Genomic DNA, 12454 nt, shown 5'->3' with positions numbered 1-12454 from the left:
TAGAAATAGCTAGGCCTTATTTTTATGGTTTGATAACTTCACCGCCACCCATGTATGGACGAAGAGCTTCTGGAATGGTTACAGAACCATCTGCATTTTGGTAGTTTTCAAGAATAGCAGCAACTGTACGTCCAACTGCAAGTCCAGAACCATTCAAGGTGTGAAGAAGTTTAACTTTACCATCTGCTTCATCACGGTAACGGATTTGGGCACGACGAGCTTGGAAATCTTCTGTATTTGAACAGCTTGAGATTTCACGGTAGGTATTTTGCGCTGGAATCCAAACTTCCAAATCGTAAGTCTTGGCAGCTGAGAAGCCCATATCTCCAGTAGAGAGCGCAACCACACGGTATGGAAGGTTGAGTTTTTGAAGAATGTTTTCAGCGTTGGCTGTCATTTTTTCCAATTCTTCGTAAGATTCTTCTGGTTTGGCAAATTTGACCATTTCAACCTTGTGGAATTGGTGCAAACGAATCAAGCCACGTGTATCACGACCAGCAGAACCAGCTTCAGAACGGAATGATGGACTCATGGCAGTAAAGTAGATTGGTAGGTCTTTACCGTCAAGGATTTCATCACGGTAGTAGTTTGTCAGAGGTACTTCAGCAGTAGGAATGAGAACATAATTAGTGTCTTTCAATTCAAAAGTATCTTCCTTGAATTTTGGATATTGACCAGTGCCAAACATAGAATCATGGTTAACCATGTATGGTGTGATGACTTCAGTATAGCCCTCTTTTCCATGCTCATCCAACATAAAGTTGTAGATAGCACGTTCCAAACGAGCACCAAGCCCTCTATAGAAGAGGAAGCGAGCACCAGTAACTTTTGCTCCACGTTCCCAGTCAAGGATACCAAGATTTTCACCAAGATCCCAGTGAGCTTTTGGTTCGAAGTCAAACTCACGTGGTGTACCCCAACGGCGAACTTCAACGTTGTCATCCTCATCAGCCCCAACAGGAACGCTGTCGGCAGGGATGTTTGGAAGAGTAGTGGTAAATTCTGTCAACTTAGCATCGATGTCTGCCAATTCAGCATCCAAGGTTTTGACTTCAGCAGATAGGGTTTGCATCGCTGCAATCTTGTCATCGGCATTTTCCTTGTTGCGCTTGGCTTGGGCAATCTCAGCAGAAACAGTGTTACGTTCTGCTTTGAGGGTTTCAACCTTGACCAAGATGTCGCGACGTTTAGCATCGATTTCTTTCATATCGTTTAAGACAGCAGCATCTACACCACGTGTAGCTAATTTTTCAGCAACAGCATCAAAATCTGTGCGAATACGTTTAATATCTAACATAAGTCCTCCTTTATGAAAAAAGCACACCTGACAAAGTGTTGGAGTGGCAGGGCCACGGTTCCATCCAACTTCACAGGTGTGCACTTGATTGTATATGTAATTGTGAACAACGGTAGAATTTCACCTATCCCTCCTATCTGCTCGCAGCACCCGCAGACTTTCTGAAAGAAGGAGATAACCTACTTATCCGTTGCTATGATTATACTAAAGTTTTTACTTTTTTGCAAATAGATTTTTAAGTTTTTGTCCAATGGTCTGGAGTAGAGTCGGAAGTTTCACAACCTTGTCATTTCCAAGCTTTTCCCGAGCGATTTTGAGGATAGCTCCAGAGTCTTTTGAAGCAAAGAGGAATTTTCCTTGGTCAGTAAAGACTTCAAAGTGGCGACTGATTTTGCGACCACTTACGTTGGCTCCGATTTGCTGAATGCTGGACCAAGGAATTTGGATATATTGTTCGACATTGACATCAGGATAAAACTCTAAGGATTGATCCCCAACTAGAAATTTTCCGACTTTTCCAGAAATGGAGAGATAGGATGTTCCAGTGGTTTGTAGGTCAATGACTTTATTGAGTGATTGGGCCATGATTAATCTTCCTTATTTTCATCGAAAAAGGCATGATAAAGAGCCTTGATAGCTGCCTTTTCTTGATCTTTATTGACAACAAACATGATGGAAACTTCACTTGAACCTTGGGACATCATCTGGATGTTGATCTTGTTTTCAGACAGAGCACGTGTTGCAGTAGCTGTTACACCAATGTGGCTCTTCATCTTTTCTCCGACAATCATAATGATGGAAAGGTCATGTTCGATTTCAGCATGATCCACTTCAGCCTTTTGAACGAGTTGACGTAGAATTTCTTCTTCTTTGATAGGAGTCAATTCACGGGAGCGGAGGATGATTGAAAGATCGTCGATACCCGTAGGCATGTGTTCCCATCCGATGTTAAGATCTTCTAGGATTTGTAGAGCCTTGCGACCAAATCCTACTTCACGGTTCATGAGATATTTTGACATGTTGATGCTGACGAATCCTGAGTCACCCGCAATCCCTACTACTGGGAATTTATCACTACTGTGTTCTAAAACAATGCGTGTTCCTGGGTGGTCAGGATTATTGGTATTTTTGATAACCAGAGGAATTTTCCCACGGTAGGCAGGGAGCAGAGCTTCATCGTGAAGGACTGAGAAACCTGCATAGGCCAATTCACGCATCTCACGGTAGGTCAATTCAGGGATAGAGTGCGGTTGGTGAATGATACCCGGATGGGCAGCAAAGATACCGTCAACATCCGTAAAGTTTTCGTAGAGATCAGCTTTGACACCTGCAGCAATGATGGAACCTGTTATGTCGGATCCACCACGTGAGAAGGTACAGATTTGATCTTCCTTAGTCACACCAAAGAAACCAGGGATGACAAGGACTTCGGTGCTATCAGCCAAGCCTTCAATCTTATCATAACTAGATGGGATGATGCGAGCATTTCCAGGTTCACTTGTGACAACAATTCCAGCTTCTCTTGGGTGAACATAGCGTGCATCGATGCCGTTTTGGTTAAAGTAGGCTGCGATCAATTTGGCGTTGTTGTTTTCTCCAGCCGCTAGGAAGGCGTCATAGAGAAAGTCATTTTCTTCAATGGGAAGAGTCGCTAAGGCCCGAATACTTTTAGAGATTTTTTCTAAAACGGCAGGTTTTAACCTTAGTTCACTAACCATAGCGGCATAACGGTCGATGATCCAGCTTTGGCTAGCACTGATGTCATTTCCAGCCACATAGTCACGATAGTATTTGATCAAGGCATCAGTTACCTTTGTATCTTCAGCATTGCGTTTGCCAGGTGCAGAAACGACTACAAAACGGCGTTCTTTATCACATTTAACGATGTTTAAAACTTTTTCTAACTGACCTGCAGAGGCAAGCGAGCTTCCCCCAAATTTTACAACCTTCATAAGGACTCCTCAAGTAAGTATTTTATACGATTATAGCAGAAAGAGGGGCATTTTTCAATGACGAAAACAACTTCCTATTGTAATAGAAGAAAACACTAACTTATTCTGAAAAGCGATAACGATTTAGATTAAAAAGTAAGAGTGTCAAATTTTACTCACACTCATAATGAATGGGATAATAATCAGCTGAGACACTTTCCTTTAGTTTTTCCTTGCCTCTTTATCCAAAAAAAGGTATACTTTGATGATGAAACAATTTTATTGTCTTACAAAAAAAAAGGAGAAGCTATGAATCATATCTTATATCAGATCGTAGATGATCTTGCTATCATTACTTTGAATCGTCCCGAAGTGGCAAATGGTTTCCATATCCCAATGTGTGAGGAAATTTTAGAAGCTTTGACTCTAGCAGAGCAGGATCAAGCTGTGCAGTTCATCTTGATTAATGCTAATGGGAAGGTCTTTTCAGTTGGGGGAGACTTGGTTGAGATGAAACGAGCAGTAGACGAAGATGATATCCCTTCTTTGAATAAGATTGCAGAATTAGTCAATACAATTTCTTTTAAAATCAAGCAAATTCCTAAACCTGTTTTGATGGAGGTAGATGGAGCGGTTGCTGGTGCTGCAGCAAATATGGCAGTAGCAGTCGATTTTTGCTTGGCGACTGATAAGGCAAAATTCATCCAAGCCTTTGTTGGAGTTGGCTTGGCGCCAGACGCTGGTGGGATTCATCTCTTGAGTCGTAGCATCGGGGTAACACGGGCTGCACAGCTTGCCATGACAGGTGAAGCCTTGACCGCAGAAAAAGCACTGGAATGGGGCGTGGTATACCGTGTTTGTGAAGTTGACAAATTAGAAAAAACAAGAGAACAAGTTCTGAAAAAATTAAGAAGAGGTTCAGCAAACTCATACGCAGCGATTAAAAAGTTAGTTTGGGAAAGTCAATTTAAGGATTGGCAGAATTATGCTGAATTAGAATTGGAATTACAAGAATCGTTATCTCTAACTGAAGACTTTAAAGAAGGGGTTCGAGCACATTCTGAAAGAAGAAGACCAAAATTTTCAGGAAAATAAAAAAATACTTGCATAATTTTTTGAAGTTTGTTATACTTTTTCTATCAAATGTTTTGATTGTAAAAGCTTTTTGAGGGGGAGGGAAAAAGTTTGGACTACCAACAAGTAAATGATTATCTAACATCTATTTTTAATAACGTCCTTGTGATTGAGGAGGTTAGCTTAAGAGGTAGTCGATTCAAAGACATCTCCATCAAAGAAATGCACACGATTGATGTGATTGGGAAGTTCCCGGAGGCAACGCCAAGTAAGGTTTCAAAAGAACTGATGGTAACTCTTGGGACAGTGACGACGAGTTTGAATAACCTGGAGAGAAAAGGTTATATTGAGCGTATTCGTTCTGACCAAGACCGTCGAGTGGTCTATCTGCATTTGACAAAGCAAGGCCGTTTGGTTCACCGTCTTCATAAACGATTCCACAAGGCTATGGTCGAAAAAATCATCGATGGCATGAGCCCTGAGGAAAAAGAAGTCATGGGCAGAGGCTTGACGAACCTTTATCAATTTTTGGAGGATTTGAAATAATGGCCTTTGCTAAAATAAGCCAAGTTGCTCATTATGTCCCAGAGCAAGTGGTCACTAATCATGACTTGGCTCAAATCATGGATACAAGCGATGAGTGGATTTCAAGTCGGACAGGAATTAAACAGAGACATATCTCAAAAACGGAGTCTACAAGTGACTTGGCGACAGAAGTTGCTAAGAGCTTACTGGATAAAGGGAGCTTAACAGCAGATCAGATTGATTTTATCATTGTAGCGACGATTACTCCTGATTCGATGATGCCTTCTACGGCAGCTCGGGTTCAGGCAAATATCGGAGCGCATAGAGCTTTTGCCTTTGATCTTACAGCAGCTTGCAGTGGCTTTGTATTCGCTCTCTCAACTGCTGAAAAATTTTTAAGTTCTGGACAGTTCAAAAAAGGGATTGTTATCGGGGCTGAAACCTTATCCAAGGCAGTTGATTGGTCAGATCGTTCGACAGCTGTTCTCTTTGGGGATGGTGCTGGTGGGGTTCTCTTGGAAGCGAGCGAAACACGTCACTTCCTTGTGGAAAGTCTCTATACGGATGGCTCTCGGAGCGAGTGTTTGACCTATGGTCAAACGGCTTTGGCTTCCCCTTTCTCGGATCAAGAAGCAGTTCCTGCTTTTTTGAAAATGGATGGACGAGCAGTTTTTGATTTTGCAAATCGTGATGTTGCTAGATCGATCAAAGAAACCATTGAAAATGGTCCAATCGTAGCATCAGAATTGGATTATCTCTTGCTTCATCAGGCAAATATCCGCATTTTGGATAAGATGGCTAAGAAGATCGGTGTTGACCGAGACAAGCTTCCTGCCAATATGATGGAGTATGGGAATACCAGTTCAGCAAGTATCCCGATTTTGCTCTCAGAGTGTGTGGAGAATGGCATGATTCGTTTAGATGGTAGCCAGACGATTCTCCTATCAGGCTTCGGTGGAGGTTTGACATGGGGCACACTCATTCTTACAATCTAGGTAATCATGTGGTAAACACATAGTTATAAATTTTTTATATTTTAAAGGAGTCCTATCATGGCAGTATTTGAAAAAGTACAAGAAATTATCGTTGAAGAACTTGGGAAAGACGCATCAGAAGTAACACTTGAATCTACTTTTGATGATTTGGATGCAGATTCATTGGACTTGTTCCAAGTAATCTCTGAAATCGAAGATGCTTTCGATATCCAAATCGAAGCAGAAGATAACTTGAAAACAGTTGGTGACTTGGTTGCCTACGTTGAAGAGCAAACAAAATAATTAACATATTACTAGAAGGAGTAGGGGAAACCCACTCCCTCTTGTTTAGGTAATAGTTTGAAACTCAAATGATAAAATCGTCGAACTATTACGTAAGCAAGGAATGATGGAGGCACTATGAAAACACGTATTACAGAATTATTGAACATTGATTATCCTATTTTTCAAGGAGGAATGGCCTGGGTTGCAGACGGTGACTTGGCTGGTGCAGTATCAAAAGCTGGTGGTCTAGGGATTATAGGTGGTGGGAATGCACCTAAAGAGGTCGTAAAGGCTAATATCGATAAAATCAAATCACTTACGGACAAACCTTTTGGTGTCAACATCATGCTCTTGTCACCTTTTGTAGAAGACATCGTTGATCTCGTGATTGAAGAAGGGGTCAAGGTGGTTACAACTGGTGCAGGAAATCCAAGTAAATATATGACTCGTTTCCATGATGCAGGAATTACAGTTATTCCTGTTGTTCCAAGTGTTGCTTTGGCAAAACGCATGGAAAAAATTGGTGCAGATGCAGTTATTGCAGAGGGAATGGAAGCTGGTGGACATATTGGTAAATTAACAACCATGACCTTGGTTCGCCAAGTTGCTGCAGCTGTTTCAATTCCGGTTATCGCAGCTGGAGGAATTGCGGACGGTGAAGGTGTCGCTGCAGGCTTTATGCTTGGTGCAGAGGCTGTTCAAGTTGGTACGCGTTTCGTAGTAGCCAAGGAATCTAACGCCCATCCAAAATACAAGGAAAAAATCTTAAAAGCGCGTGATATCGATACGACTATTTCAGCTCAACATTTTGGACATGCTGTTCGCGCCATTAAAAACCAGTTGACACGTGACTTTGAACAGGCTGAAAAGGATGCCTTTAAACAAGAAAATCCAGATTTAGAAATCTTTGAGCAAATGGGAGCTGGTGCTCTTGCTAAAGCCGTTGTTCATGGAGATGTAGAAGGTGGATCCGTTATGGCGGGTCAGATTGCTGGTTTGGTCTCTAAAGAAGAAACCGTCGAAGAAATCCTAAAAGATCTATATCATGGCGCTGCCAAGAAAATTCAGGAAGAAGCCTCTCGTTGGGCAGGAGTTGTAAGAAATGACTAAAACAGCCTTTCTATTTGCCGGTCAAGGTGCTCAATATCTTGGAATGGGACGAGACCTCTATGACCACTATCCTATCGTCAAGGAAACCATTGATCAAGCCAGTCAAGTACTGGGTTATGATCTTCGTGACTTGATCGATACGGACGAAACTAAGTTAAACCAGACCCGCTATACGCAACCTGCTATTTTAGCGACTTCGGTTGCCATCTACCGTCTATTGAAAGAAAAGGGCTATCTGCCAGATATGGTAGCAGGATTGTCTCTTGGGGAATATTCTGCTCTTGTAGCAAGTGGTGCCTTGGACTTCGAGGATGCAGTTGCCTTGGTTGCTAAGCGTGGTGCTTATATGCAAGAAGCTGCACCTGCAGGCTCTGGAAAGATGGTTGCCGTTCTTAATACTCCAGTTGAAGTGATTGAGGAAGCTTGTGAAACAGCCTCTAAAGTTGGAGTAGTAACTCCAGCTAACTACAACACCCCAAGCCAAATCGTTATCGGTGGTGAGGTGGCTGCGGTTGACCGCGCAGTTGAACTCTTGCAGGAAGTAGGAGCAAAACGACTGATTCCTTTAAATGTATCTGGTCCTTTCCATACAGCTCTGCTTGAGCCAGCCAGTCAGCAACTAGCTGGAGCTCTTGAAGGAGTGAATTTCTCTGACTTTACCTGCCCACTAGTCGGAAATACGGAAGCTGCTGTTATGGAAAAAGGTCGAATCCAAGAGCTTTTGACGCGTCAGGTCAAAGAACCTGTTCGTTTTTATGAAAGTATTGCTGTGATGCAGGATGCTGGGGTAACCAACTTTATTGAAATTGGTCCGGGTAAGGTCCTATCAGGCTTTGTCAAAAAAATCGATAAAACAGCTCAGCTAGCTAACGTTGAAGACCAAGCAAGCTTGGATGCTTTGTTAGGAAACTAATGGTCCCTTCTCCCACAAAATACAACAGGAAATAGGAGAAATAGAATGCAACTTACAAACAAAAATGTCTTTGTAACAGGTTCAAGTCGTGGTATCGGACTTGCCATTGCTCACAAATTTGCTCAACTAGGCGCTAATGTAGTTTTGAATGGTCGTGGAGCAATCTCAGAAGAATTGCTGGCTGAGTTTTCAAACTACGGTGTCAAAGTAGTACCGATCTCAGGTGATGTTTCAGACTTTGCAGATGCCAAGCGTATGGTAGATCAAGCAATTGCAGAACTCGGTTCTGTCGATGTCTTGGTCAACAATGCTGGGATTACTCAGGATACTCTCATGCTTAAGATGACCGAGGAAGACTTTGAAAAAGTGATTAAGATCAACTTGACAGGTGCCTTTAACATGACTCAAGCAGTCTTGAAACAGATGATCAAGTCACGTGAAGGTGCGATTATCAATATGTCCAGTGTGGTCGGTTTGATGGGAAATATCGGACAAGCCAACTATGCGGCTTCTAAAGCGGGTTTGATTGGGTTTACCAAGTCAGTAGCACGTGAAGTTGCCAATCGTAATGTGCGCGTAAATGCTCTTGCACCAGGAATGATCGAGTCAGATATGACAGCTGTTTTGTCTGATAAGGTCAAGGAAGCGACATTGGCACAAATCCCAATGAAACAGTTTGGTCAAGCAGAACATATCGCAGATGCTACAGTGTTCCTGGCCGGACAGGATTATTTGACTGGACAAGTTCTCGCTGTTGATGGCGGACTTAGCATGTAAAAAAAGAAAGATATAGGTAAGACAGATGAAACTAAATCGAGTTGTAGTAACAGGTTACGGATTGACCTCTCCTATCGGAAATACTCCAGAAGAATTTTGGAACAGTTTACAAACTGGAAAAATTGGAATTGGAGAAATCACTAAATTTGACCACAGCGAATTTGCTGTGCACAATGCAGCAGAAGTCCAAGATTTCCCATTTGATAAATACTTTGTCAAAAAAGATACCAACCGTTTTGACAACTATTCTTTGTATGCCTTGTATGCGGCTCAAGAAGCGGTAACAAATGCAAATCTTGATGTAGAAACAATCGATAAAGATCGCTTTGGTGTCATCGTTGCTTCTGGTATTGGGGGAATTAAAGAAATCGAAGATCAGGTTATCCGTCTTCATGAAAAAGGTCCAAAACGCGTTAAGCCAATGACACTTCCAAAAGCCTTGCCAAATATGGCTTCAGGAAATGTTGCGATGCGGTTCGGAGCAAACGGTATCTGTAAATCAATCAATACAGCCTGTGCCTCATCAAACGATGCCATTGGGGATGCCTTCCGTTCTATCAAGTTTGGTTTTCAAGATGTCATGTTAGTTGGTGGATCAGAATCATCTATCACTCCTTTTGCCATCGCCGGTTTCCAAGCTTTGACCGCCCTATCAACTACAGAGGATCCAACTCGTGCTTCTATCCCATTTGACAAAGAACGTAATGGTTTTGTGATGGGAGAAGGTTCAGGAATGTTGGTTCTTGAAAGCCTTGAACATGCTGAAAAACGTGGAGCAACTATCTTAGCTGAAGTAGTTGGTTATGGAAATACCTGCGATGCTTACCATATGACTTCACCTCATCCAGAAGGTCAAGGTGCAATCAAGGCAATTAAATTAGCTTTGGAAGAGGCAGAGATTTCTCCAGAACAAGTGGCTTATGTCAATGCCCATGGAACTTCAACTCCTGCTAATGAAAAAGGAGAAAGTGGTGCAATAGTAGCTGTCCTTGGTAAAGAAGTACCTGTATCTTCAACCAAGTCCTTTACAGGACACTTGCTTGGTGCGGCAGGCGCGGTAGAAGCAATCGCTACAATCGAAGCCATGCGTCATAACTTTGTACCAATGACAGCTGGTACAAGTGAGTTGTCAGATTATATCGAAGCGAATGTTGTTTATGGAGAAGGCTTGGAGCAAGAAATTCCTTATGCTATTTCAAACACTTTTGGTTTTGGTGGACACAATGCGGTTCTTGCTTTCAAACGTTGGGAGAATAAATAATTATGAATTTAAATGAGATCAAAGACTTGATGGCTCAATTCGACCAATCAAGTTTGAGAGAATTTTCTTATAAAAATGGAACGGATGAATTGCAGTTCAGCAAGAATGAAGCAAGAATTGCTTCTGAAGCAACAGCTCAAGTTGCTCCAGCACCAACTGCAGTAGCTGCAAGTCCAGGAGTTTCTGCTCCTTCAACTCCAGTAGAGAGTCCAGTAGAAGAAGCACCAGCTGAATCGACTGTTGCTCCAGAGGGGGATGTCGTTGAGAGCCCACTTGTAGGGGTGGCTTACTTGGCCGCTGGACCAGATAAACCTGCCTTTGTCACAGTCGGAGACAGTGTAAAAAAAGGTCAGACTTTGGTGATCATCGAAGCCATGAAGGTCATGAATGAAATTCCTGCACCTAAGGATGGCGTGGTGACAGAAATTCTCGTTTCAAATGAAGAAATGGTTGAGTTCGGTAAAGGATTGGTACGTATCAAATGATCGATATTCAAGGAATCAAAGAAGCTCTACCCCATCGTTACCCTATGCTCCTAGTGGATCGTGTCTTGGAAGTGAGCGAAGATACCATTGTTGCCATTAAAAATGTGACCATCAACGAACCTTTCTTCAATGGTCATTTTCCACAATATCCAGTTATGCCAGGTGTTCTTATCATGGAAGCCTTGGCTCAGACTGCTGGTGTCTTGGAATTGTCCAAACCTGAAAATAAAGGGAAACTGGTCTTCTACGCTGGCATGGACAAGGTTAAGTTCAAGAAGCAAGTTGTACCAGGTGACCAATTAGTTATGACGGCTACTTTTGTAAAACGTCGTGGTACGATTGCTGTGGTTGAAGCAAAGGCTGAAGTAGATGGTAAGCTTGCAGCGAGTGGTACTCTTACCTTTGCAATTGGAAACTAAGGAGGTTCTCCATGTTTCGTAAAATTTTGATTGCCAACCGTGGTGAGATTGCGGTTCGCATTATTCGAGCTGCGCGTGAATTGGGCATTGCGACCGTAGCAGTTTATTCAACTGCTGATAAGGAAGCTCTTCACACACTCCTAGCGGATGAAGCTATCTGTATCGGACCTGGTAAGGCGACAGAGTCTTATCTCAATATCAATGCAATTTTGTCTGCTGCAGTCTTGACAGAAGCAGAAGCCATCCACCCAGGTTTTGGTTTTCTTAGCGAAAACTCCAAGTTTGCCACGATGTGTGATGAAGTGGGAATTAAGTTCATCGGTCCTTCTGGTGCTGTGATGGACACCATGGGTGATAAGATAAATGCGCGTGAACAAATGATCAAGGCTGGGGTTCCAGTTATACCAGGATCTGATGGTGAAGTTCACACGGCTGAAGAGGCCCTTGCAGTTGCTGAAAAAATTGGCTACCCAGTCATGCTTAAGGCATCTGCAGGTGGTGGTGGAAAAGGGATTCGTAAGGTTGAAAAGGCAGAAGACTTGGTCGCAGCCTTTGAGACAGCATCCAGTGAAGCCAAGGCCAACTTTGGAAATGGCGCAATGTATCTTGAGCGTGTGATTTATCCAGCTCGTCATATCGAAGTTCAGATTCTTGCAGATCAAGAGGGTCATGTTGTCCATCTTGGCGAACGGGATTGTTCACTCCAACGGAATAACCAAAAGGTCTTAGAAGAAAGCCCATCCATTGCGATTGGCAAAACCCTTCGTCATGAAATTGGTGCTGCAGCCGTTCGTGCAGCAGAGTCTGTAGGCTATGAAAATGCAGGTACGATTGAATTTCTTCTCGATGAAGCGAGTGGCAATTTCTACTTCATGGAAATGAACACTCGTGTGCAAGTTGAACACCCAGTCACAGAGTTTGTTTCAGGTGTTGATATCGTGAAGGAACAGATTCGCATTGCTGCCGGGCAACCTTTACCTTTCAAACAAGAAGATATTGTCCTACGAGGTCACGCTATCGAGTGCCGGATCAATGCAGAAAATCCAGCATTTAACTTTGCTCCAAGCCCAGGGAAAATCACCAACCTCTACCTTCCAAGTGGAGGAGTTGGATTGCGTGTAGACTCAGCAGTTTATCCAGGTTATACCATTCCTCCTTACTATGATAGTATGATTGCCAAAATCATTGTTCATGGGGAGAATCGTTTTGATGCTCTTATGAAGATGCAACGGGCTCTTTATGAACTTGATATTGAAGGAGTGCAAACCAATGCAGACTTCCAGTTGGATCTGATTTCAGACAGCCGAGTTATCGCTGGTGACTACGATACTTCCTTCTTGATGGAAACTTTCTTGCCAAAATACCAAGAAAAAGAATAGACTTTCAAACAGTATGAGAACTAA

The 12454-nt window shown here is 42.7% G+C and carries 14 protein-coding genes; 11 read left to right on the top strand and 3 right to left on the bottom strand.

The genetic code is table 11. The annotated features are described in order from the left end of the window. Positions 1-22: 22 nt before the first annotated feature. The 3 genes from serS to ACLV7H_RS08150 form a co-directional block, all read right to left on the bottom strand. Complete coding sequence (serS, locus tag ACLV7H_RS08160; RefSeq protein ID WP_411866890.1) at positions 23-1297, bottom strand: serine--tRNA ligase; 1275 nt, start codon at positions 1295-1297, stop codon at positions 23-25. 213 nt (positions 1298-1510) lie between these two features. Continuing rightward, on the bottom strand, positions 1511-1882 hold the full coding sequence (locus ACLV7H_RS08155) for a DUF956 family protein (protein WP_411866889.1): 372 nt from the start codon (positions 1880-1882) through the stop codon (positions 1511-1513). A gap of 2 nt (positions 1883-1884) precedes the next feature. Then, positions 1885-3249 carry an aspartate kinase gene (locus ACLV7H_RS08150; protein ID WP_411866888.1) on the bottom strand — a complete coding sequence of 455 codons (1365 nt, stop codon included), beginning with the start codon at positions 3247-3249 and terminating at the stop codon, positions 1885-1887. Between the two features lie 288 nt (positions 3250-3537). On the opposite strand from ACLV7H_RS08150, the gene ACLV7H_RS08145 reads away from it, so the two are divergent. From ACLV7H_RS08145 to accC, 11 genes are all read left to right on the top strand, one after another. Then, on the top strand, positions 3538-4323 hold the full coding sequence (locus ACLV7H_RS08145) for an enoyl-CoA hydratase (RefSeq protein ID WP_001015586.1): 786 nt from the start codon (positions 3538-3540) through the stop codon (positions 4321-4323). A 90-nt stretch (positions 4324-4413) separates the two neighbouring features. Further along, entirely contained in the window at positions 4414-4848 is a 435-nt protein-coding gene (locus tag ACLV7H_RS08140) for a MarR family winged helix-turn-helix transcriptional regulator (protein ID WP_000386338.1), read from the top strand. Then, positions 4848-5822, top strand: coding sequence for a beta-ketoacyl-ACP synthase III (locus ACLV7H_RS08135; protein WP_411866887.1), 975 nt, complete (start codon positions 4848-4850; stop codon positions 5820-5822). Before ACLV7H_RS08140 ends, ACLV7H_RS08135 begins: the two co-directional genes overlap by 1 nt. A gap of 57 nt (positions 5823-5879) precedes the next feature. Then, positions 5880-6104 (top strand): acyl carrier protein, encoded by a 225-nt coding sequence (locus ACLV7H_RS08130; protein WP_000257840.1) that lies wholly within the window; start codon positions 5880-5882, stop codon positions 6102-6104. A 117-nt stretch (positions 6105-6221) separates the two neighbouring features. After that, entirely contained in the window at positions 6222-7196 is a 975-nt protein-coding gene (gene fabK / locus ACLV7H_RS08125; protein WP_200370398.1) for an enoyl-[acyl-carrier-protein] reductase FabK, read from the top strand. Beyond that, positions 7189-8109, top strand: coding sequence for an ACP S-malonyltransferase (fabD, locus tag ACLV7H_RS08120; RefSeq protein WP_045593233.1), 921 nt, complete (start codon positions 7189-7191; stop codon positions 8107-8109). The genes fabK and fabD overlap by 8 nt, the downstream gene beginning before the upstream one ends. A 45-nt stretch (positions 8110-8154) precedes the next feature. Beyond that, positions 8155-8886, top strand: a complete 732-nt coding sequence (gene fabG, locus ACLV7H_RS08115; protein ID WP_001177608.1) for a 3-oxoacyl-[acyl-carrier-protein] reductase — start codon at positions 8155-8157, stop codon at positions 8884-8886. Between the two features lie 25 nt (positions 8887-8911). Further along, positions 8912-10147, top strand: a complete 1236-nt coding sequence (fabF, locus tag ACLV7H_RS08110) for a beta-ketoacyl-ACP synthase II (protein ID WP_411866886.1) — start codon at positions 8912-8914, stop codon at positions 10145-10147. A 2-nt stretch (positions 10148-10149) separates the two neighbouring features. Then, positions 10150-10632, top strand: a complete 483-nt coding sequence (accB, locus tag ACLV7H_RS08105; protein ID WP_411866885.1) for an acetyl-CoA carboxylase biotin carboxyl carrier protein — start codon at positions 10150-10152, stop codon at positions 10630-10632. Further along, positions 10629-11051 (top strand): 3-hydroxyacyl-ACP dehydratase FabZ, encoded by a 423-nt coding sequence (gene fabZ, locus ACLV7H_RS08100; RefSeq protein ID WP_000565515.1) that lies wholly within the window; start codon positions 10629-10631, stop codon positions 11049-11051. Before accB ends, fabZ begins: the two co-directional genes overlap by 4 nt. An 11-nt stretch (positions 11052-11062) precedes the next feature. Next, positions 11063-12430: an acetyl-CoA carboxylase biotin carboxylase subunit gene (gene accC / locus ACLV7H_RS08095; protein WP_411866884.1), complete on the top strand. Its 1368-nt coding sequence runs from the start codon at positions 11063-11065 to the stop codon at positions 12428-12430. Positions 12431-12454: the final 24 nt, after the last annotated feature.

It is taken from the genome of Streptococcus oralis (genome assembly GCF_965111685.1).
GTDB classification, from domain to species: domain Bacteria; phylum Bacillota; class Bacilli; order Lactobacillales; family Streptococcaceae; genus Streptococcus; species Streptococcus oralis_B.
Note: the sequence above shows the minus strand (reverse complement) of the source record. Positions and strands in the feature narration are given on the sequence as shown.